The 21,710-nt window shown below is 54.1% G+C and carries 19 protein-coding genes and 1 riboswitch; of the genes, 15 read left to right on the forward strand and 4 right to left on the reverse strand.

The features are described from left to right. Positions 1–258 precede the first annotated feature (258 nt). A complete protein-coding gene (locus tag AC5DDB_RS04165; protein WP_491738417.1) occupies positions 259–4,143 on the forward strand; it encodes a hydantoinase B/oxoprolinase family protein in 3,885 nt (1,294 codons plus the stop codon). Positions 4,144–4,257: 114 nt separating this feature from the next. On the opposite strand, the gene AC5DDB_RS04170 is transcribed toward AC5DDB_RS04165, so the two are convergent. The 4 genes from AC5DDB_RS04170 to AC5DDB_RS04185 form a co-directional block, all read right to left on the reverse strand. Then, positions 4,258–4,689 carry a peptidylprolyl isomerase gene (locus AC5DDB_RS04170; RefSeq protein WP_491738418.1) on the reverse strand — a complete coding sequence of 144 codons (432 nt, stop codon included), beginning with the start codon at positions 4,687–4,689 and terminating at the stop codon, positions 4,258–4,260. Between the two features lie 49 nt (positions 4,690–4,738). Beyond that, a complete protein-coding gene (locus AC5DDB_RS04175) occupies positions 4,739–5,521 on the reverse strand; it encodes a hypothetical protein (protein ID WP_491738419.1) in 783 nt (260 codons plus the stop codon). A gap of 812 nt (positions 5,522–6,333) precedes the next feature. Continuing rightward, on the reverse strand, positions 6,334–6,831 hold the full coding sequence (locus AC5DDB_RS04180) for an MOSC domain-containing protein (protein ID WP_491738420.1): 498 nt from the start codon (positions 6,829–6,831) through the stop codon (positions 6,334–6,336). Next, positions 6,831–7,094 carry a hypothetical protein gene (locus tag AC5DDB_RS04185; RefSeq protein WP_491738421.1) on the reverse strand — a complete coding sequence of 88 codons (264 nt, stop codon included), beginning with the start codon at positions 7,092–7,094 and terminating at the stop codon, positions 6,831–6,833. The genes AC5DDB_RS04180 and AC5DDB_RS04185 overlap by 1 nt, the downstream gene beginning before the upstream one ends. A 38-nt stretch (positions 7,095–7,132) precedes the next feature. After that, positions 7,133–7,248: riboswitch (cyclic di-GMP riboswitch) on the forward strand. A gap of 33 nt (positions 7,249–7,281) precedes the next feature. On the opposite strand from AC5DDB_RS04185, the gene AC5DDB_RS04190 reads away from it, so the two are divergent. The 14 genes from AC5DDB_RS04190 to AC5DDB_RS04255 all read left to right on the forward strand — a co-directional run bounded on the left by AC5DDB_RS04190 (position 7,282) and on the right by AC5DDB_RS04255 (position 21,557). Continuing rightward, positions 7,282–7,980, forward strand: a complete 699-nt coding sequence (locus AC5DDB_RS04190; RefSeq protein ID WP_491738422.1) for a hypothetical protein — start codon at positions 7,282–7,284, stop codon at positions 7,978–7,980. Positions 7,981–8,043: 63 nt separating this feature from the next. After that, the gene (locus AC5DDB_RS04195) at positions 8,044–9,243 is read left to right on the forward strand and encodes a pilus assembly protein TadG-related protein (RefSeq protein ID WP_491738423.1); all 1,200 of its coding nucleotides are present in this window, start codon (positions 8,044–8,046) and stop codon (positions 9,241–9,243) included. A gap of 199 nt (positions 9,244–9,442) precedes the next feature. Continuing rightward, entirely contained in the window at positions 9,443–10,261 is an 819-nt protein-coding gene (locus AC5DDB_RS04200) for a putative hydro-lyase (RefSeq protein WP_491738424.1), read from the forward strand. Positions 10,262–10,373: 112 nt separating this feature from the next. Then, positions 10,374–11,576, forward strand: coding sequence for a BtaA family protein (locus AC5DDB_RS04205; protein ID WP_491738425.1), 1,203 nt, complete (start codon positions 10,374–10,376; stop codon positions 11,574–11,576). A 43-nt stretch (positions 11,577–11,619) separates the two neighbouring features. Next, complete coding sequence (locus AC5DDB_RS04210) at positions 11,620–12,411, forward strand: class I SAM-dependent methyltransferase (RefSeq protein WP_491738426.1); 792 nt, start codon at positions 11,620–11,622, stop codon at positions 12,409–12,411. A gap of 418 nt (positions 12,412–12,829) precedes the next feature. Beyond that, complete coding sequence (locus AC5DDB_RS04215; protein ID WP_491738427.1) at positions 12,830–13,969, forward strand: arsenate reductase/protein-tyrosine-phosphatase family protein; 1,140 nt, start codon at positions 12,830–12,832, stop codon at positions 13,967–13,969. Positions 13,970–14,030: 61 nt separating this feature from the next. Next, positions 14,031–14,504: a ribose 5-phosphate isomerase B gene (gene rpiB, locus AC5DDB_RS04220; RefSeq protein ID WP_491738523.1), complete on the forward strand. Its 474-nt coding sequence runs from the start codon at positions 14,031–14,033 to the stop codon at positions 14,502–14,504. 138 nt (positions 14,505–14,642) lie between these two features. Further along, on the forward strand, positions 14,643–15,029 hold the full coding sequence (gene gcvH / locus AC5DDB_RS04225) for a glycine cleavage system protein GcvH (RefSeq protein WP_491738428.1): 387 nt from the start codon (positions 14,643–14,645) through the stop codon (positions 15,027–15,029). A 193-nt stretch (positions 15,030–15,222) separates the two neighbouring features. Next, a complete protein-coding gene (gcvPA, locus tag AC5DDB_RS04230; RefSeq protein ID WP_491738429.1) occupies positions 15,223–16,563 on the forward strand; it encodes an aminomethyl-transferring glycine dehydrogenase subunit GcvPA in 1,341 nt (446 codons plus the stop codon). Between the two features lie 160 nt (positions 16,564–16,723). After that, positions 16,724–18,184 (forward strand): aminomethyl-transferring glycine dehydrogenase subunit GcvPB, encoded by a 1,461-nt coding sequence (gcvPB, locus tag AC5DDB_RS04235; protein ID WP_491738430.1) that lies wholly within the window; start codon positions 16,724–16,726, stop codon positions 18,182–18,184. A gap of 102 nt (positions 18,185–18,286) precedes the next feature. After that, a complete protein-coding gene (locus tag AC5DDB_RS04240; protein ID WP_491738431.1) occupies positions 18,287–19,045 on the forward strand; it encodes a lipoate--protein ligase family protein in 759 nt (252 codons plus the stop codon). 249 nt (positions 19,046–19,294) lie between these two features. Continuing rightward, on the forward strand, positions 19,295–20,131 hold the full coding sequence (locus tag AC5DDB_RS04245; RefSeq protein WP_491738432.1) for an FHA domain-containing protein: 837 nt from the start codon (positions 19,295–19,297) through the stop codon (positions 20,129–20,131). A 188-nt stretch (positions 20,132–20,319) separates the two neighbouring features. Further along, the gene (locus AC5DDB_RS04250) at positions 20,320–20,529 is read left to right on the forward strand and encodes a hypothetical protein (protein WP_491738433.1); all 210 of its coding nucleotides are present in this window, start codon (positions 20,320–20,322) and stop codon (positions 20,527–20,529) included. A gap of 77 nt (positions 20,530–20,606) precedes the next feature. After that, entirely contained in the window at positions 20,607–21,557 is a 951-nt protein-coding gene (locus AC5DDB_RS04255; RefSeq protein WP_491738434.1) for a hypothetical protein, read from the forward strand. The last annotated feature ends 153 nt before the right edge of the window (positions 21,558–21,710 follow it).

Consider the following 21,710-nt stretch of genomic DNA (forward strand, 5'->3'; position numbering starts at 1 on the left):
GTGGCATGCCCACGGCTTTGCGTGGGCATGATTGGACATTCAAACATCACTAGCCCATGTCCACCCCAAACGGTAGGCATGCCACCCAAGTATAAACTGCATTGAATGTGACGTAATATTGTCTTGAATACATGCCATTTCTAGCAGTGGCACACAACTTCTTTCTTTGTAATAGTTTGTGCGCCTTGCAATCTCACAAATTCGCAATCAAACACGACGCACCCGACAAAATCTGATACCGCAAGAGTCAATAACTCTATGAGCACATTGCACCATTGGGAATTTTGGATTGACGTTGGCGGCACGTTTACGGACTGCATTGCACGGGCGCCGTCCGGCGAACTGCAGACGCTGAAGACACTCAGTTCCGGTTTTATCAAGGGGCAAGTTGCGTCCCGACCGATGCCGACCCAACTCACCGACCCGCTTCGCACGGGAGTTCCTTCCGACTTCTGGCGGGGCTACGAAATTCGGTTCCTCAATACTGATGGGCAACCGATCGAACGGTCACAAGTCATCGCGTCCGACGGTGACAGCGGAACTTTGACACTCCCTCGGGAATTGCCGAGCAATTTGGATTCGGGCACGGCGTACGAGTTGGCCTCTGGCGAACCCGCTCCAATTGTGGCGATCCGTCGGATTCTCGGTTTGCGGCTCGATGAAATTATCCCCCCGGTTTCACTGAAACTCGGCACAACACGCGGTACCAATGCCCTGCTGGAACGCAAAGGTGCCCGAACGGCATTGCTGACCACTCGCGGGTTTGCAGATGTGTTACTCATTGGTAACCAGAATCGACCGCGATTGTTCGATCTGGCCATCCAGAAACCGTCACCGCTGTTCGAAACCGTTGTCGAGATCGAAGAACGTCTTTCCGCTGACGGTTCTGTACTGACGCCACTCGATACCGAAACGGCCCGAACAGCGTTGGAACGGTTGCGTACTAAGGGTGTCGAGTCGATCGCGATTTGCCTCCTGCACGCCTTCGCCAATCCGGAACATGAGCAGACGCTTGCCGAAATCGCCCGCGACGTTGGATTCGAGGAAATCAGTGTTTCGAGTCGGTTAGCCCCGTTGATCAAAATCGTCTCGCGAGGCGACACGACCGTCATGGACGCTTACCTCAATCCAATTCTGCGGGATTACGTTTCGACAATCCGCGAAGCATTGGGGGATGCTCGAACTGGTTCGCGGTTGCAATTGATGACCTCCGCGGGCGGATTGGTCGGTGGTGACCAATTCGTCGGCAAAGACAGCATTCTTTCCGGGCCGGCTGGTGGTGTCATCGGGTTTTCGCGCGTGGCGATGGCGGCCGGGTTTCCGAAGGCCATCGGATTCGACATGGGCGGAACCAGTACCGACGTCGCGCGGTTTGACGGTAGTCGCGGCGAAAACCGTTACGAAATGGAATACGAAACCGAAAAAGCCGGTGTGCGGGTAGTGGCTCCGATGTTGGCCATCGAAACCGTCGCGGCAGGTGGCGGAAGTTTGTGCGGATTCGATGGCGTCAAACTCTTCGTTGGCCCAGAGAGTGCCGGTTCGGTTCCCGGTCCTGCATGTTATGGACGCGGCGGCCCGCTAACCGTGACCGACGTGAATTTGTATCTCGGCCGAATTCTCTCGGATCGTTTCCCCTTTCCACTCAATCGGGATGCGGTCGAACAACACTTGCAAACCCTATGCGACCAGATCGCCGCTTCCCCATTGGGAGCCAAGTACACACCAACAAAACTCGCCGCCGGTTTTGTCGAGATCGCCAATGCGAACATGGTCCGTGCGATTCGCCGAATCTCCGTCGCCAAGGGTTACGATCCTGGTGACTATGCCTTGGCAACTTTCGGTGGAGCCGGGGCTCAACACGCGTGCGAAATCGCTGATCAACTCGGTATCAAGCACATTCTGATTCACCCGTTCGCAGGAATTCTGAGTGCCTATGGAATCGGTTTGGCTGATGTCCGTCGCTTTGCCGAGTATTCCGTGTTGCAACCCGGGACCGACGAAACACTAACCAGCCTCGCGGCCGAATTCGGACGCATGGAACAGCGGTTAAGAGGGGAAATTGAATCCGAAGGCGTTCCTGCAGACCACATCCAGCCGCCACGACGTTCCCTTGATCTGCGGTATGCGGGTGTGGAATCGGTGATCAATGTTGCGATTGATCCAAGCGATCATTTCGAAGTCATTCGCAACCGGTACGAAGAACAACACGAGCAACGCTATGGCTATCGACATCGAAGCCGAGCCTTGGAAATCACTGCCGCCCGTGTGGAACTGATTGGTTCGATGCCAGAACCTCCGGAACCAACAGCAGAGTTGGTCCAGCGACAACCGACCGCCACGGAGACCACACGCGTTACGTTCGGCGAGAGCGAATGCGAGACCGGTGTGTACCTGCGATCGGAGTTGCATCCGGGTGATGAAATCATCGGTCCTGCGATTATCTGCGAACCGACTTCGACGGTGATCGTCACTCCCGACTACTCCGCCACCATCCAGACCCGTGGCGAAATCGTTTTGACACGCATCGAAAGTTCCGGTTCCGGCCCCTTGCGGATCGCCTCGAATTCCAAAGCCGACCCCGTGCTGCTGGAGATCTTCAATAACCTGTTCGCTTCCATCGCCGAGCAAATGGGGCTCACGCTGCAACAGACGTCATGTTCGACCAACGTGAAAGAACGTCTCGATTTCAGTTGCGCGATTTTCTCCCCAACGGGTGATTTGGTCGTGAATGCTCCGCATATTCCGGTCCATCTTGGTGCGATGAGCGAAACCGTCAAGCATATTTTGAGAGACTGCAGCAACGACATGCGACCGGGCGACGTCTTTGTCACGAACGACCCATACCGCGGCGGTTCGCATTTGCCGGACGTAACCGTGGTCACCCCGGTGTATGACGAAACCAGCGGGGAACTTCTCTTCTTCACCGCGAGTCGTGCCCATCACGCGGAGATCGGTGGCATCGTGCCTGGCAGCATGCCGCCGTTCTCGAAGAACTTGGCCGAGGAAGGCGTATTGATTCGCAACTTTAAACTGATCTCCGCGGGCGAATCCCGAGAAAATGAACTCGAAACATTGCTAACAAGTGGCCCGTACCCCACGCGATCGGTCGCGGACAATCTTGCAGATGTGTCCGCTCAAGTTGCGGCCAACACGAGTGGCGTGCGTCAACTCCGGGAATTGATCGCCCATTATTCGTTGCCCGTGGTGCAAGCATACATGGGTCATATCCAACAGGCGGCAGCGGAGAAAATGCGACTCGCGTTGCGGGATATCGCTGATGGCGAACATCGCTTCACCGATCACCTCGACGATGGGTCGCCGATCACGGTAACGATTTTCATTGACGGCGATTCCGCCCGCGTCGATTTCACTGGCACAGGTGATGTGTTGTCGACGAATCTTAACGCGAATCGGGCCATTGTTACCGCAGCGGTGATGTACGTGTTCCGTTGCCTGATCAATGAAGATATCCCGCTTAACAGCGGTGTGCTTGATCCGGTGGAAATCGTGTTACCAGAGTGTTTGCTCAATCCCCCCGTTCATGACGATCCCGCAGAGTGTGCCGCAATGGTGGGCGGGAACGTCGAGACCTCGCAGCGTGTCGTCGATGTACTCCTTGGTGCTCTCGAACTCGCCGCCGCCAGCCAAGGCACGATGAATAACCTGACGTTCGGTGACGACACCTTTGGCTATTACGAGACGATTTGTGGCGGCAGCGGTGCCACGCGTGAAGCCAACGGGGCCGATGGCGTGCATACGCACATGACGAACACGCGACTGACAGACGTGGAAGTCATCGAGCGTCGTTATCCCGTGCGGATTCACTCGTTCGGCTTGCGTCGAGGTTCGGGTGGAACCGGTGAAAAGACCGGTGGAGACGGCATCGTACGGGAAATCGAATTCCTCAAGCCGCTGCGAGTTTCGATGCTCTCCGAACGTCGCGGAGACTACACCCCATTTGGCCTCAAAGGCGGAAAAAATGCCGCCGCCGGACGCAATTCACTGCGTCGCGGCGGCGGTTCGAATCTCGAAGATCTGGGTGGGAAATTCTCAATCGATGTTCAACCAGGCGATGTGCTGACCATCGAAACCCCTGGCGGAGGCGGATGTGGGAACGCATCGAACACCGAAGCGCACCCTTAATTGGATGATCCTAAGAAAGCGTGACTTGCTGGCAGGAGTCAGGAGTCACGCATCAGGAGTCAGTCAGAAACCTAGCTCCGGTGATTCCGAAACTTCCGCCCCCTGATTCCCGGCCTACTCGACGGTGACTTTGGTCATTTTGTCGCCGACGACGATGCTGTCGACAACGTCTTGGCTTTCTTGATCGACGACTTTCCCGAACACCGAATGCCGATTATCCAAGTGCGGGGTCGGCACGTGGGTAATGAAGAATTGACTGCCGTTCGTGTTCGGTCCGGCGTTGGCCATCGACAGAATGCCCGGCGAATCGTGCTTCAAATCGGGGTGGAATTCGTCTTCGAACTTATACCCCGGACCGCCGGTGCCGGTGCCGTTCGGGCAGCCGCCTTGAATCATGAAGTCCTGAATAACACGGTGAAACTTCAAGCCGTCATAGAAACCGTCTTTGGCGAGTTTCTCGAAATTCGCCACCGTTTTGGGAGTCTTGTCGTCATAGAGTTCCAGACGAATTGTGCCTTTGTTGGTTTCGATTGTCGCTTGTTTCATTTGATAATCCTACGTTCACTCTAAGTGTGGGTCCGTTCGACAGCCGACACTATAGCGAATCAACTTTCACCGTTCCACTGGCGGGCTCATCATCAATTTGGCGGATCGGTTCGGTCGTAGCTTCCCGTTTCGCGATTAACGAGGAAGCCGTCCAGCTGAATATTGCCAGAAACGTCATCGCCACAAGGCGGTCGAATATCGGCACACCCCGCCAGCACAGCATCGGTAGACCAATCACTCCACAGCAGCTAAACACCAAGCCCCACCGGTTTTTTCGCATGCGGTCTTGCTGTTCGCTTGGCGGTCGACTCGATGGTCCACGCGGATGTCCGTTCCAAGGCCAAAGCACTGAGACATAGATAATGAGCAAAATCGCCCCGGGTACGAACAACTGAAAGCTCAATAATTCCGGTAGTTTCCCTCTTCCGATCAATGTCCTGAGGAGTTCAATACAAGGCCTGACAGAAAAACCTAATGCCAACGGGCCTAGAATGAGCATCAATCCCCCGGACACATTAGCGATCCACTTTCCTGCGAAGCGTCTCTCATAGGCGGTCCTGCGCGGCAAGCCGATGAACTCGAGAAACTCCGTCCACAACTCACGAGATTCCGGCGTGAACCCCACCGAGGCTCTGTATTCTTGATCGGTATCATTCGGCAGCACGAACAAAACAGCTGGCTCACTTGGATAGATGGTTTTGCCCCCGTAATAGGATTGCGAGGTTCTTCCTTGGAACCATTCCACATCGGCAAGTTTTGTATGAATCGAACGCGTATTCCCAAGCCGTACCAACAGTTGCCCATCAGATAATGCAATGTGCGGTCGGGTCATATGGTAACCCCAAGCATGTGCTGCAGTGAATACCAACACAAGTGGCATAAACGCGAGTTGTACGAACGCTGTAGATTGCAAGCCGATTGACTAACCGCCCTTCTCGAAACCTATCGAGAACGCAATCGTTCCGAAGGTGGCGGCCATTCCCACCCATAGAATCAAGAAGACTCTGCTGGCCACTCGCCGTGTGCTAAAAGGCATGGTTTCATTCAGTGTCTGTCCGGAGCGAACGGCTTGGTAGAGAGTTGTCGTATTGGTCTTCAGACAGACACTGCAATAATCACCGCCATCCCAAAGCCGCCAAAGTTCGACATGCCCAGACGAACACCCACAGCGAAGACATTCCCGGCCGCGTTTTGATGCTATCGACTGAATGGAAAGATCAGCGTCCACTGACCGGACCGCCTGCCAGTCGCAATGCGGACAAGCGACGTGATCAATCGTGAGCGCAGACCGTCGAACCTTTTTTTTCCATACCGGGCAGCGAAACGTGCGACAAGCCCAAAAGAGCGGAACACAGACAACACCGATTCCTAGGACGATCGAAATGGATACCATTGCGTTAAATGGCATCATCTATCGGTTCCTATTGTGGACATGGACAACATCCAATTTCCAACCGCAGTGGCAACACCGCACGAAAATCGGTTGAACGTCAGTCTGTGGAAATCGCTTTTCACAAGCTGGACACTTCAAAGATGTCGCACGTCGAATCAATGGGTAGATCGCAAAAGTTGCTAAGCCAATTACGACTGGAAACGAAGCAAAAACAACAACGCGGTCGAATCATCCATTGTCCTTCTCCATGGCTAGGATTCAGCGTTCGCACCTTCCACAACGATGGAATCCCCCACGCGGATCTTTCCGGCTTTGATGACGATAGCGGTGATGCCGCCGTGGCCACGCATGGCGTTGTAACCGCCGGGACCGAGTTGTTCTTCCATCAGCGAACACGGCACACACAAGCCGCTGCCTTCGAGAACACAATCGCCAATGCGAAATTTTCGATCTTTGAGTGCCAAGAGATTGATGCCGGAGACGACAAGATTCCGCCGCAATAATCCGGGTTCTACGGACTCACGATGCACTAGCGAAGCGACCACGGGAAGATGTTCCGCCTGGATCAACGTCACTTCACGTTTGGACTGCCCACCCGTCGCGTGATGCTCACCGGCGATTCCCGTTCCAACTTCGAGATCGGCTTCTGGAAGTTCCACCAACGGCTTGCGTCGTCCTGGGGCGGCTCCAATCCAGTCTAACCGTCCGACTTGGGGCAGCGTCGATTTGTACTCTTCGATCGTCTTCATCAGGCAAGCTCATTAGAAAAACGCAAGCGGATACCGGCAAACAAAGGTTTAGCAAGTTGATTTTTGGCAACACCGACACTTTTTGCAACATCGTGAAGCGAAAGTGATACAAGCCAAAATACTTGCAAATTCCGCTGGACACTCTCAGTACATGTACTAGCTTTAAGACGGTTCATGTCCTGACGAATCCCAGAGAACCTCTTCTCGACATTGTTAACGAAAAACTTCAACGGGCCATCTTGGAGACATTTTGGATGCAGCATTGGGCGGCATCCTTAGAGGACCTTCTGAAACCGTGGGTCTTCGACAAAGGCACCCTCGTCGCGAGGCGAGTCCGCAAAGCTATGGATCTTGAAAACGCGATCACTGCAACCCGAGCGCAGCGATCGCAAATATCAAGACCGCCAAGCTACCGAAAAGGTTTCATTTCGAGTACAGAAGGGACCGAACATGAGTGCTATCACTCAACGAATCTCTCCAAACGCGTCTGTTGCGTCACCGCGGCATTGCCGACTAGCAATCTTTAGTTTTGCGGTTGTCGCTTTGCTGACACCCCAACTCATCGCTCAGACGTCACCTCCACCAGATGTCTTTCGCATCGAAGAAGACTGGGAACTACAAATCGGCGTCCCCGACCCGGCTTTGGAAGCCCCTCAGATCACCGCTTCCATTTCTCCGCGTGGCAACCTTAGTGGCATTCACGCCGTGTTAGAACTCAACAACGCAACGCTCGATGAATATGCCAGCGGTGGTGTGCAGTTACAGAGTTGGGTTGGTGAATCGGATGGCAACATTCGCAACTTCCCGAAGTTTCAATTGCTCAGCACTCCTGACGAGACAATCACATGGACGATGAGCATGCAGCATAACGGCGACCATAGTGTTCAGTTTGAAGTTCTGAATGGCAAATCACAGACCTGGGGAAACTTCGGCGGTCAAGGTTTTCTGAAGTTTAGTAACTTCACAATTCTATCAAACCTTAATCAGTACGACCCCGCAGTCAGTATCGCAAACTCACGTATTGGGTATGCATCACATCGAGTCAAACTCTTCTGTCTTGATGAGGCTCGTTACTACGATGCTAGTAACAATCTCATTAAAACAGACACCACACACCGGTGTATTCATCAATATAATCCCACCGAATAAAAGCCTCGTAATCACGATCTTGCTTTTTGGTTTCGAGCGACTTTCACCCAGGATTCCCAACCGATGAAAAACACATTGTTTCAACGCCACCAACTATCTAAGCACCAGAAAAGACTCGGTGCAGTCGTCTGTCTAGCGGCTGCCATGATGATTATGATTCTCGCGTTTCTTGCCTTCACAGTCGATGTGGGATTCATCGCTTTGACGAAGGCGCAAATGAAAGGGTGTTCCGACGCAGCGGCTTTATCTGCGTCTCAAGAACTGATTCCACTCTTCAAACCGGGCGCAACTCTAAGCTACGCGGTTGCACAGGACAAGGCTGGGTTAGCTGCTGAAGACATTGCTAGTTACCACCGCTCTGGCGACCATAAACAAGCCTATTTAGAACGTGCGCGTGATGTGCGTTACGGTCAGTACTATCAAGACGAAAACAGTGGCGCGATGGTCAAAAACTATGATGTTTGGCCGGCTAATTTTGTCGAAGTCACAACACGCCGAGACCAACCGCTTGGTCCTGGGGAATCCGCGGGAACCGGCAGTCCGGACTCGTCTCTCCCACTGTTCTTCGCCCCAGCACTCGGAACGCGAAGTGCTGACCTCAGAGTACGATCCGCTGCCGCCATGATGCCGGGCGTCGGTTTTCGCAGGCCACCAGGCCCTGACCAGACCATTCATGTGTTACCGATTGCCTTGGACATTGAAACCTGGGAGAACTTGTTAGCTGGAGTCGGAAGTGACAACTTCAGTTACAACGAACAAACGAAGCAGGTATCGAGTGGCACCGATGGAATTCTTGAAGTGAACTTATACCCAACGGGCGACGGTTCTCTTCCGCCAGGTAACCGAGGAACTGTGGATATCGGTGGTTCCAACAATAGCACGAATGATTTAAAGCGTCAGATTCTTCATGGCATTAATCAAGACGACCTTGATCAACTAGGTTTTGAATTGCGGTTCGATCAGCAATGTATTCTCAACGGAGATACCGGTCTTAGTGCTGGTATCAAAGCGCAGCTTGAAGCGATTATCGGCGAACCACGTGCGATTCCTCTGTTTAGTTCTGTTTCCGGACCGGGAAACAACGCTAACTATGTGATCGAGAAATTCGTCGGTGTACGTATCTTAGAAGTCAAACTCACAGGCAGCCCGAAGCAAAAACGAGTGATCGTGCAACCTTGCGAATTTGTAAGTCCGCACGTCATCCCCGGCCCGGGGACCATTCAAGTTGACTCAATTCTCACAACACCCAGACTCATCGAATAGATCCGACAAACCTCTCGATCAAGCAGCGTCGACATCGTACCTAACGAAGTCGACGCTGCTTTTTGTATTAAACGAAGAACTCTCATACCCAGTACGCAACTATGGAACTGCTTTTTTCTGTCGGCAATGGTATAACTTAGTGCTAGATCGCAAAGTTGCGAGTTCAACTAGCTACCTCGCTGATACAGGAAAATGTTCTGTGGAAATTCGTGATCCTTCGCCCGATTTGTTGCAATCCAGTGAGGCTGTTCGTCAGGCTTGTCGCAATGGGCAACTCACGGGACCAACCTCGGGACTTGCGGCCGGGTTCACGCAGGCGAATCTGGTCATTCTGCCCCGCGACTGGGCCGACGAATTCCATGAGTTCTGTCGGCGAAATCCGAAACCATGCCCCCTATTGGACGTCCTGCCTGCAGGTGACCCGCATCCGCAGCGGTGGGCCGAAAATGCAGACCTACGCACGGACTTGCCAGCGTACCGGGTTTGGAAGCACGGCGAACTCGTCAGCGAACCGACGAACATCACAGACCTCTGGCAAGATGACTTCGTCAGCTTTTTGATTGGCTGTTCGTTCACGTTCGAATCCGCGTTACTTGCAGCTGATGTGCCGGTGCGACATGTCGAATTGGGCACCAACGTCCCGATGTTCCGTACCAATCAACCCTGTGAACCCTTCGGGCGATTCCGCGGTCAGCTTGTGGTTTCGATGCGTCCATTGCGACCTGCAGACGCGATTCGAGCCGTGGAAATCACCTCGCAATTTCCGCAGGTGCATGGTTCCCCGGTCCATATTGGTTTGCCGGAGTTACTAGGCATTCAGGACATTAGTCGCCCCGATTATGGCACAGCGGTGCCCGTGCATTCCGACGAACTCCCCGTATTTTGGGCCTGTGGTGTGACTCCTCAAGCCGTTCTGATGGAGACGCGTCCGCCATTTGTGATCACGCATTCGCCGGGGTGCATGTTCGTGACGGATCGTCGAGACTGTGAACTTCAGAACAACACGGATTCGCAATAAATTCGTGATCCCTTCGTCATTTCAACATCCCCATGTGCCAGCATCGCGAATCGATTGTGATGGCGGAATTTGTGGCCGCTGCGGAGAGAAACCGACCGCTGGAGAACCTGGAATGTTCTTGGAATCGCTGACTGCATTGCAGTTTCGGATGGTCCATTCCCGAAACCTCGTTTACAACACCTGCTGGGAAGACCCACGACTCGACCGAGTCGCCTTGAAGATCGGCCCAGACGATTCCGTCGCGATGATCACATCCGCCGGTTGCAATGCCCTCGACTACGCCTTGGACCAGCCCAGGCGGATCGATGCCATCGACATGAACCCGCGTCAAAATGCGTTATTGCAATTGAAGCAAGCTGCCATCCGATCGCTCGATTACAACACCTTTTTCCAGCTCTTCGGGGAAGGACGGCTACCCCAATGGCGTGAAGTGTACCAAGACACTTTACGAGAACAGTTGCCGAGCGAAGCTCAGCAATTCTGGGATCGACGAGGAAATTCGTTCTTTACGAGTCGTATGCGACCGAGCTTTTACTTCCGCGGTTCGTCGGGCACATTTGCGTGGTTCGTCAACCACTATATGAACCGTGTCGTGAAGATTCGGGAAACGCTCGAACAAATGCTGTCTGCGGAAACCGTCGACAAACAGTGCGAAATCTACCAACGAGAACGCCTCCGCTCCCGTTTATTCAAGCCGTATGTTCGCTGGCTCGTCCGCCGAAATTCCGTGCTCTCAATGCTCGGTGTTCCGAAGGCACAGCGACTGCAACTCGAACGCGGACACAAAGGCGGCGTTGCCGAGTTCATCATGGACTGCATCGAAGCTGTATTCGCGCGTTTACCGTTGTACGACAACTACTTTTGGCGGGTCTACCTCACTGGAAGTTACACGAAAGACTGCTGCCCGGAGTATCTGAAAGCGGAAAACTTCGACCGACTCAAAGCTGGTTTGGTCGATCGCATCCACACTCACACAACCACAGTGACCGAGTTTCTAAATCACCACGCAGAACCGGTTTCCCGATTCGTTCTGCTGGATCATATGGATTGGATGAGTGTCGGACACCGTCAAAAATGGTTGGCCGACGAGTGGCAAGCGATCGCAAACCGGGCAACACCGAATGCCCGCTTGATCTGGCGGAGTGCGGGGTTGACGGCGGACTTTATTGATTCCATTGAAATCGAACGCGACCGCAAATCGAGTCGCGTTGGTGACTGGCTCAATTATGACACTGAGTTAGCCACAAACTTGCATACTCAGGATCGCGTCCACACCTACGGCAGCTTTTACATTGCCAGTACAACGTCATTATAGACGAACGTTCCGCCGCATTTTCCGCTGAGACTTTGCTCATCTCATGACGACCGAAACTTCGAAACCAGCCTCGCCACCAGCACCGCCCCGGTTTAACGACCTGCGGATCCTTTGGCATATGGTGGTCACACGGGGACGGGGACAAACACACCAGGAACGACTCGAACACTTCTACCAGGGTCAGGCCGACGGTTACGACGCCTTCCGCAAACGTCTCTTGCATGGGCGAAGTGAGATGATTCGTTCGCTGCCGTTCCCAGAGAACGGAGTGTGGGTCGATCTGGGAGCAGGCACGGGGGAAAATGTGGAGCATGCGTCCGATCATCTGGCGAAATTGAAGTCTGTCTATTTAGTCGACTTGTGTAGACCACTCCTCGAAATTGCCGAACGACGAGTCGCCGATCGACAATGGAACAACGTCACGATCGCCCATGGAGATGCCACCGCGTTTACCCCACCTGAGGGCGGAGCCGATGTAGTAACGTTCTCCTATTCGCTGACGATGATTCCCGACTGGTTCGCGGCCCTCGAAAACGCACGTCGCCTGCTGAAACCCGGTGGTATCATTGGGGTTTGTGATTTCTATGTGTCTCGGAAACATCCGCCCGAGGGTTGTCGACGTCACGGTTGGGGCACGCGAACATTTTGGCCGACTTGGTTCGCCACCGACGATGTCTTTCTCCATCCTGATCACCTACCGGCTTTGCATCGGTATTTTGAACCGATCACCTGGGTGGAGAATCGTGGAAAAGTGCCGTATATTCCGTTCTTGAGGGCACCTTATTATTACTTCGTTGGTCGCAAGCGACCTGACGAAGCCGCCCGGATTTTCTAGCCAGATTCGAGTCCACCTCCCGTGAAGGTTCTTGTGTCTTTTCACGTGGAAGTGTTCCCGTTAGTTTGCAACTTGAACGGGTCCGTCAATCTCCGTATACTCTGTGAGTTTGGCGAATCGCAACATTTTCTCGAATGAGTCCGTCTCAGTTATTCCGAGTCACAGCTTCCATAAATACATGCTGGAGCTTTTGCTGACGGATGATCTTCGAGTCGCTTGTGGTACGTCCTCACCCCTTGATAGCCACTTGGACAGAACGGCTTAAACGGACTGCCTACGTCTCCCCCAAAACTTCCCATCGGTGCGAACATCTTGCTCCACCCGGTATGATACGGGCGGCTACGCGATCCGGTTTTGGTCGACCAGCCACGGTTGACCCCATTTTCGAATTTCCAACTCATTATCAGTACGCTGCACCATGACCGAGGTCGTGTCCTATCAGCAAACCAATGATCCACGAGACGTTGTCCATCGTGCGGCTCAATTGCTCGCTCAGGGACAGCTGATTGTTCTGCCAACTGATACCGTCTACACCGTTGCCGCATCAGCGCTTCAGCCTGAAGCCGTCCAAAAAATGACGCAACTGTTTGCAGGCTCTGAGGATGCGGGCGATTTCCCGGTTGGTCAGTTGGGAATTCGAAGTCGCGAAGAGTTAGGAGATTACGCTCTCGATTTGTCCGATGTGGGCACTCGATTGACGCGGCGTTGTTGGCCGGGACCGGTCACTTTGGCGTTGCCGACCTCTTCGAAAGAAGGTTTGCTCGGGCAACTCCCTAAGGAAACACGCGAGACAATTCTTCACCCCTTGGCCGATGGTTCACCCTACTTATGGTGCCGGATGCCAAACCACCCCTTCATCCATGACCTACAATCACTGATGAAGGCGCCACTGGTGCTGTCTCAAGATGCTCTGACTGCGAACACAGATTGTGAAAACTTGGTCTCGCAGTTTGGCGAAGAATTAGCGATGGTGATCGATGACGGTGAGACCCAATACGGGTTACCGGCCACTGCCGTCGAAATGAATGGCGAACGGTGGCGAGTCTTGAATGAGGGTGCTGTGTCAGCAACATTACTAAAACGCTTGACAGGACGTGTCTACCTGTTCGTTTGCACGGGTAACACCTGTCGTAGTCCGATGGCGGAAGGCATCTTTCGGAAGTTGGCCGCCGACCGATTGGGTTGTAACCAAGAGGAATTAGCCGATCGCGGCGTGCTAGCGGTTTCGGCGGGTTTGGCTGCTCAGCGGGGAAGTCCGGCGAGTCCGGAATCCGTGGAGGCCGTCCGTGGGATGGGTGTCGATTTGGTATCGCACTCCAGCCAACCCCTCACATCGGAATTGCTCGATCAATCCGACTATGTATTCACAATGACCCAAGGGCATTTGGATTCCATTCTCATCGCACGCCCCGATGCAGGCGAACGAGTCCGGATGCTCTCCCAAGAAAACCAAGACGTCCCCGACCCGATCGGTGGAACACAGGACGACTATCAACATTGCTTCCAAGAAATCAAACGACAAGTGCAGGCCATTGTCGAAACCATTCCTCAACAGTAGGTTGCCGACCGACGATTTTGGCCCATTTGTTTTTCCATCAACTTTCTGAAGTGAGTCCATGATGAAAATCGCCATTGCGAGTGACCATCGCGGACGCTCAGCCAAGAGTCAAACCGCGTCCCAACTTCGGGAACTTGGTCATGAAGTGACCGATTTCGGCCCGGCCGATGATGACAGCGTCGATTACCCCGACTTCGCCTCCGAAGTCGCACAACAAGTGAGTGTCGGTACCTACGACCGCGGTATCCTCATTTGTGGCACCGGGATCGGCATGTGTATCACCGCGAACAAGTTTCCGAAAATACGTGCGGTGAACTGTCACGACGAACTCACCGCTGAAATGAGTCGTCGCCACAACGATGCAAATATCCTGTGTCTTTCTGGGGATCTGCTCAGCGATCAACTGGTGGCACGGATCGTCGACCTGTGGCTCAAGACGGAGTTCGAAGGCGGACGACACGCTCGTCGCGTCGAAAAGATTTCACGAATCGAAGCCGAATTGCAAGACTCGCATCCACCAACGTCGTCCGAGTGAGCAAGCTCGGCGAATTGTGTGCTTCGCACGTTCGCCAGTGTCGGTGGTTCCCTGAAATTCCCGCTTGAGTCTCTTGCAATCGAGCAGTCCTCCTGTCACCTTCAGATGCATTCGCATTATTGATTCCAAGGACACGTTATGGACCCTCAAACACTTCGGTTCGCACCGACACATGAATGGGTCGCCGTCGACGGTGATACGGCGACCATCGGAATTTCCAAATTTGCCGTCGATCAACTCACCGACCTGGTCTACATCGAACTACCGGAGCCAGGCACGACGTTCAAAAAAGGTGACGAGTTCGGGGTCGTGGAAAGTGTCAAAGCCGCAAGCGATTTGTATGCACCGATCGGCGGCGAAGTTCTCGAAGCCAATACCGCGTTGGAAGAAGATCAGTCGGCCCTTTCCGATGACCCGTACGGCGACGGCTGGATTTTGAAATTGAAGATTTCGTCAATGGACGAAGTCGAGCAACTCCTCGACCATGCTGCCTATCAACAACATTGCGAATCGGAATCTCACTAAAAACCGCGATGCACACTGTTTTTTCTCGCCGAGCTGACTAAAATCACCCGCAAGAGCGGATGAAGTCATTCTCTGCCCTCGCACTGACGGCCGTTCGACGGTCCGCTTTGATCCTTCACAAATTTTTGCTTCGTTCAGTTCCTCCCGGTCGGGCTCGCTCCTTGCACCGGTGAAGACAGGAAGACGTTCCGCCGTGCCCTATTTGTTTAACACTCCCGATCAAAAACGCGAGATGCTCGAAACGATCGGTGCTCGATCGGTGGACGAACTGTTCGAGCAAATCCCTGCCTCGCTGCAATTGAATCGCCCGCTCGATTTGCCAGCCCCGCGATGTGAACTCGAGCTGGAAGCCGAAGTCCGTCAGTTGGCTGGTCGCAACGCGAACACCGCCAATCGAGTCTGTATGATGGGCGGCGGTGCGTACGACCACTTCATCCCATCGGCGATCGACGAGATTGCTTCTCGGGGCGAGTTCTACACCGCGTACACACCGTACCAAGCGGAAGCCAGCCAAGGTACGTTGCAGGCGTTCTTCGAGTACCAGTCGCTCATTTGTCGACTGACTGGCATGGATGTTTCCAACGCGAGTCTGTACGAAGGCGCGACTGCCGTCAGTGAAGCCGCATTCATGGCAATGCGGGTGACGAACCGTTATGACCGCGTCGTGATGTTGGGCACGGTTCACCCCGAATATCGGCAGGTCCTCGAAACCTATTGCTTGAACTTGCCCACGGAGATTGTGACCGTTCCCACCCCGAATGGCGTCGCCGATGCTGACGCGGTTCGGGCGGCGATGGACGAATCGACGGCATGCTTGGTCATTCAACACCCGAACTTCTTCGGCGGTCTCGAAGATGCCAAAGCCCTGACCGATATCGCTCACGAGTTCGGCGCGTTGGCGGTCGTGTCGTTTGATCCGATCAGCCTCGGAGTGCTTAGCAAACCCGGTGATTATGGCGTGGACATCGCGGTTGCTGAAGGGCAATCTCTTGGCGTGCCATTGCAGTACGGTGGGCCGTACCTGGGCATTCTGGCATGTCGGCAGAAGTACATTCGCAAGATGCCCGGCCGACTGATCGGGACGACGATCGATCGTGATGGCAAACCCAGTTACGTGCTGAATCTGCAAGCCCGCGAGCAACACATTCGACGGGATAAAGCGACCAGCAACATCTGCACGAACCAGGGTTTATTGGCACTGCGTGCGACGATTTATCTTTCCCTGTTAGGCCCCCAAGGGCTGCGTGAAGTCGCGGAATTGTGCTGTCAGAAAGCCCATTACGCTGCCGAGCAAATCACGCAAATCGACGGTTTGCAAATGATGTTCGACGGGCCGTTCTTCAAGGAATTCGCCGTCCGTTGTGAACACGACCCGGAATCGATCTTGGCAAAGGCTCGGGATGCGGGCATCGATATCGGTCCGAATCTCAAGACACTCTCGACCAACGGCCCTGACAATGGATTCTTGGTGGCAATCACCGAGAAACACACAAAAGACGACATCGATCGCCTTGTGAATGTTCTCCGTGACTAGGGTTTCATTCACCACAGAATTCGTGTGCCGCGGTTCTGTGAGCCGTGCCGAGCACGACTGTAGAAAAATCACGGTTCATAAAGCCGTGGAACGCGAATTAAAGATTTTCGACGATTATACCTGCTCGCACTTCCCTATTTGATTGAAACTTCGAGCGACCATGCGAAATACACTCGCAACTCAAAGCCTTTTCGAATTGTCCCATGCCGGACGTCGGGCGACAGAACTCCCTGCGTGTGATGTCCCGACACGTCGCTTGGATGAGTTGCTCCCGGCGGACAGCCTCGCGGAAACGCCGCCCGAGTTGCCGGAGATCACCGAGCCAGACGTGGTGCGGCATTTCGTGAATCTCTCCACGCTCAACATGTCGGTGGACACGCATTTCTATCCGCTCGGCAGTTGCACGATGAAGTACAACCCGAAGCGTCATGAGCGTTTCGCCGGGATGCCGGGTCTTGCTGATCTTCATCCCTACGCGCCGGAGTCGCTCAGTCAAGGGATGTTGCAAATTCTGTTCGAGATGCAGCAAATGCTCGGTGAAATTGCCGGTTTGCCGGCGGTCTCGCTGCAACCGGCCGCGGGTGCACAGGGAGAGTTCGCAGCCCTCCTCACAGCAGCAGCGTATTTCCGGGACAAGGGTGAGAACCGTCGTAAGGTTCTGTTTCCGTCGAGTGCACACGGCACCAACCCGGCCAGTGCGGCACTCGCTGGATTCGAAACCGTGCAATTGGAAGAGTCCCCTGGCGGATTGGTTTCAATCGACGAGTTGCAATCTCACCTCGACGAACAAACCGCCGTGTTCATGATCACCAACCCGAACACACTCGGCTTGTTCGAACGCGACATCAAAGAGATCTCCCAACGACTACACGACGTGGGCGGTTTGGTCTACATCGACGGTGCCAACATGAACGCCATTCTGGGCATCACCCGCCCGGGTGATTTCGGTGGCGACATGATGCACTATAACGTCCACAAGACTTTTACCGGTCCGCACGGAGCCGGTGGCCCTGGTGCTGGTCCGATTGCCGTGCGTGATTTTCTCGGCGATTACCTGCCAGGCCCGATCGTTACGCAGGCCGACGACGGCACGTATCAGTTGTCGAACCCGCCAAAATCCATTGGCCGAATGCGGTCGTTCTTCGGGAACGTCGGAATCTTGCTGCGAGGGTATTTCTACCTGCGGACCTTGGGACCGGAAGGCGTGCGAGCCGTCTCCGAGAACGCAGTACTCAATGCGAATTATCTCAAGGCATTGCTAAAAGACGTGCTTCCAGTTCCTTACGGGGAATTCTGCATGCACGAGTTTGTGGCGTCAGCGAAGGCATTGAAAACCGACCGCAATGTGTCGGCGATGGACATCGCGAAACGTCTGCTCGATTATGGTTTCCACGCACCGACGGTTTACTTCCCGCTGGTAGTCGCTGAAGCGATGATGATGGAACCGACCGAAACCGAGTCCAAAGAAACACTTGACGCTTTCGCGGATACGATCAAGAAGATTGTCACCGAAGACCCGGAATACCTGCGGAATGCCCCGCATTCGACACCGGTCAATCGTCCGGACGAAGTCCATGCGGCTCGTAACCCCGTGTTGCAATGGGTCTCCAGCCCGACATAACAGTGGTCGGTGAAGATGTGTGCGACGGCTGTATCGGCCGTGCCCAGGGAGATTCCCAGATAAACACAGCCCACAAAGCCGTGGCACACGAGTGAAATCGTCATGAGCCAAGAATTCTGCATCGTGGAAGCCGCACCAAACTCCGGAGCCTGGAACATGGCTTTGGATGAGGCGTTGCTCGAAGCGGCACTCGCTGAGGATCTCATCGTCTCACGCTGGTATCGCTGGGCGGAGCCGACCCTATCACTGGGATATTTCCAATCGCCGGACGATCCACTCATCGACGACCGTTTCCGTGATCTCGCCAAGGTTCGAAGACTCTCAGGAGGCGGTGCGATTCTGCATGATCGCGAGTGGACTTACTCCTGCGTGATTCCCCCGTCCCATCCGCTAGCAGAAACTCCGCTGCAAGTTTATCACCAAGTGCACGACGCCATAATCGATGTTCTGCGGGAATTCGATATTCCGGCCGCATTGCGAGGCGAGTTTCTCGAAACACTCGAGGGAAACTTTTTGTGCTTCCAACGGGGAGATTCACGGGACATTGTCTGTCACGGGACAAAAATCCTCGGAAGTGCCCAACGTCGTCGACGCGGGGCCGTTTTGCAGCACGGCAGCTTAATTCTCGAAGCATCACCAACCGCGCCCGAGATTCCTGGTCTCCGTGAGCAAGCAGGTTTCGTGCCTGCGGAAAATGAACTTGTCGTGCAACTGGCGAACGCGGTGCATGGAGTCCTTGTGGACAACAATCCCCCGCACGCCAACGACGGTTCGTTGCCGCAAACCATTCTCGATCGAGCAAGCGAACTGCAACGCGATCGCTACAACACGCTCTCATGGGGTCGGCGACAAAACCCATAGCCCAGACCGGAATCCCTAGCAGAGCAGCCTGAGATACCATTTAATCGTTGAAACTGGCGAAATTGGTTGACTCAGCGAATCTTCATCATTCTTTGACAACCACTCGTTGACAGGGTTTCAACGGAGTGATAGCGTAAATTTGGGGAAACTTACGTTCCGCCCCGCCACATCCGCGAATCACACCAGTCTTCCTCGCGGATAGCCAAGGTGTGCATTCTCGTCTGAAAACTTGTCCCGGAGCCGTCGCCGATGTACACAATCCGCCTCAAAGTCATTGGCGGGAAGCATGATGGCCGCACGATCGCCGCTAAGAAGAACAAGATTCTCGTCGGTCGTGAGCAAGATTGCCACCTTCGGCCCAAGTCCGACTTGATCAGTCGTCATCATTGCGTATTCAACATCGACGATTACGGCGTTCGGCTGCGTGATCTCGGAAGTCGAAATGGCACGTTCATCAACGGCCGACAAATCGCTGAAGAAAAGAAACTCGAACACGGCGACAAGGTGAGTTTCGGCGGACTTGATTTTTGGGTGATCATCAAGGAAGTCGAAGCGGAAGAAGTGCACGAATCGACGAGCTTGCTGCCTTCCGATGAGTTTAGTCAAGATGCGGACGCAGGCCATCAAACAACGGAAATGCCAATTCCGCAGCAACCCGCAGCTGAAGCCCCAGGGCAATATCCGCCGCAACAACCGGGCGTACCGATGACGGCAGAAGGCCAACCGATGGCGCCTTGGCCCGGTTATGGGATGCAACAACCGCCGGGCGGTTATCCGCAACAAATGCCGCCGTGGGGTTACCCACAGCAGATGCCGGGTTGGGGTTACCCAGGAGTGCCGGGGTACCCGCCGCAACAATACCCGCAGTATCCGCAACAAGGGTACCCGCAACAACCGCCCGCCGAAGAACCTGAAGAAGTGGAAGACGACGCACCGGATTTGGACATTCGTCTGCCCGACCCCGACGAAACCGGAGCGGTGGAAGAAGAACAAAAGTCCGCCGATGCACCTCCCCCACAGCGAGAAGGCAAAACGCCTGCGGAATTAGCAGCCGAAATGCTGAAAAAAGGGCGTCGTCGCAGCTAAACCACTTTCAGTGGTTGTCGCTCGAATATTGATCGTCTTTTGGGCGTCATATCGCCCTTTAGGCATACGTCTTCTTCGTCAGGACAAAAGACCGAAGGACGGTCTGGCGAAGCGATGAGCTTTGCAGTAGGATCCACGGTATCACTATTCTGTGTCTTCTATGTAAGCTTCCTTCCGGGAGACAAACTGTGCCCGAACCTACTGATGCGCAACGTGATCAACAGCGTCGCTATAAAGAATTTCTCGATTTGCTTCCATTGACGCTGTCCCTGGCCGGTTTGCCCGCCAGCGATCACGGCAAATACTACACCGAAGACCAAATCGAAGCTCGCGTGTTCACAATTCGTCACGCGTACAAGTTTGCCCGCCAAGTCGCTCGCGAATGCATCAAGAGTTAATCCTGCTGCGACGTTTGGTCAACAACGGCTCGTCGAATCCTTCGCAACCGAGAAGATCTCCAACGGAAAAGCCCAAGATGCTGCGTTTCGGTTTGATCGCTCTTCTATCCGCCTTGCTACTCGAAGGTTGCGCTGGGGATCCACCTGCTCCGTCGCCAAGTTCTGTCGATGAGAACGAAGCCCAAGCGTCGAATACAGATACGGTCACCGAACCGAATCAAACCGCTCCCCCAACGGAAGACCAACCAGAGACGAAAGCTCCTCGACGCGAGTTTCGGCCAATTCAGTTAGGCGGTGAACCGTCTGGTTCTGATCAAACTGCCGGCCAAGATGCCACGGGTTCGGAAGCATCGGCGACGTCGATTGAAGACGTCTTCAACGCACTTCAACCCTTGAACATCCTCATCGGCGGATGGAATACCACAACTCGTAATCAGGGAGCGGGTGAGGCGTCTTGGCGGATCGACCCCAAAACCGCCCGCACACAACCAACGTTAGAAATGACCGCGGAGAACCACCCCTACTTCAAGTCGGCCAAGCTCACTTACCGACCGAAGGAACAAGTTTTTCAGATGCTCGCTGTCGATCAAGACGGCCAAGAACGCATCTATGAAGGGCAATACAGCAAACAGCCCGAACTTGCTCCTGGCGACAACGGGAAATTGCAACGGACGTACGAACTCGAACTGGCTGAAGTCGGGAACGACGATGCCCGAAAGTTAGTCGGAGTGACGTTCAATCAGCAGGAAAACAACCGGATGCTGATGATCGTCAAACGGCGAGTCGGCCAGCGAATGCTTGTTCAAGACACCGTGGCCAATCAGCGTCAAAACACGTCGTTCGCAATCTCCGACACCGACTATGGCGAACGAGAATGCATTGTGTCTCAAGGATTGGGAACCACGGCGGTGAGCTTCATGGGGCGAACTTATTACGTGTGTTGCAGTGGCTGCCAAGCGGCATTTAACGATAACCCGGAGTTCTGGATCGCCCAAGCCAAAGAACGAGAATCGAAAGAGAACAACTAAATCCGCAAAGTTTTCCCGACTTGCCCGCCCGTACCAAAATTCACCAAATTTTCGGATTCGGCAAGCCGCTTGCTTGGCGGAATTCCTTCAATTGCTTACTCTAGATGACTTGAGATTGGTGTGCATTTCAATCGCACTACGTCCGAAAATTGA

Source organism: Thalassoroseus sp. (assembly GCF_984380535.1).

Bases quoted from the DNA above. Each gene is read 5' to 3' on its own strand.
- AC5DDB_RS04190 (WP_491738422.1), top strand. From the start codon at position 7,282: ATGAGTGCTATCACTCAACGAATCTCTCCAAACGCGTCTGTTGCGTCA.
- AC5DDB_RS04170 (WP_491738418.1), bottom strand. From the start codon at position 4,689: ATGAAACAAGCGACAATCGAAACCAACAAAGGCACAATTCGTCTGGAA.
- AC5DDB_RS04215 (WP_491738427.1), top strand. From the start codon at position 12,830: ATGACCGAGGTCGTGTCCTATCAGCAAACCAATGATCCACGAGACGTT.
- AC5DDB_RS04165 (WP_491738417.1), top strand. From the start codon at position 259: ATGAGCACATTGCACCATTGGGAATTTTGGATTGACGTTGGCGGCACG.
- AC5DDB_RS04185 (WP_491738421.1), bottom strand. From the start codon at position 7,094: ATGCTGCATCCAAAATGTCTCCAAGATGGCCCGTTGAAGTTTTTCGTT.
- AC5DDB_RS04180 (WP_491738420.1), bottom strand. From the start codon at position 6,831: ATGAAGACGATCGAAGAGTACAAATCGACGCTGCCCCAAGTCGGACGG.
- AC5DDB_RS04245 (WP_491738432.1), top strand. From the start codon at position 19,295: ATGTACACAATCCGCCTCAAAGTCATTGGCGGGAAGCATGATGGCCGC.
- gcvPB (WP_491738430.1), top strand. From the start codon at position 16,724: ATGCGAAATACACTCGCAACTCAAAGCCTTTTCGAATTGTCCCATGCC.
- gcvH (WP_491738428.1), top strand. From the start codon at position 14,643: ATGGACCCTCAAACACTTCGGTTCGCACCGACACATGAATGGGTCGCC.
- AC5DDB_RS04205 (WP_491738425.1), top strand. From the start codon at position 10,374: ATGTTCTTGGAATCGCTGACTGCATTGCAGTTTCGGATGGTCCATTCC.
- AC5DDB_RS04255 (WP_491738434.1), top strand. From the start codon at position 20,607: ATGCTGCGTTTCGGTTTGATCGCTCTTCTATCCGCCTTGCTACTCGAA.
- AC5DDB_RS04240 (WP_491738431.1), top strand. From the start codon at position 18,287: ATGAGCCAAGAATTCTGCATCGTGGAAGCCGCACCAAACTCCGGAGCC.
- AC5DDB_RS04175 (WP_491738419.1), bottom strand. From the start codon at position 5,521: ATGACCCGACCGCACATTGCATTATCTGATGGGCAACTGTTGGTACGG.
- AC5DDB_RS04210 (WP_491738426.1), top strand. From the start codon at position 11,620: ATGACGACCGAAACTTCGAAACCAGCCTCGCCACCAGCACCGCCCCGG.
- AC5DDB_RS04195 (WP_491738423.1), top strand. From the start codon at position 8,044: ATGAAAAACACATTGTTTCAACGCCACCAACTATCTAAGCACCAGAAA.
- rpiB (WP_491738523.1), top strand. From the start codon at position 14,031: ATGAAAATCGCCATTGCGAGTGACCATCGCGGACGCTCAGCCAAGAGT.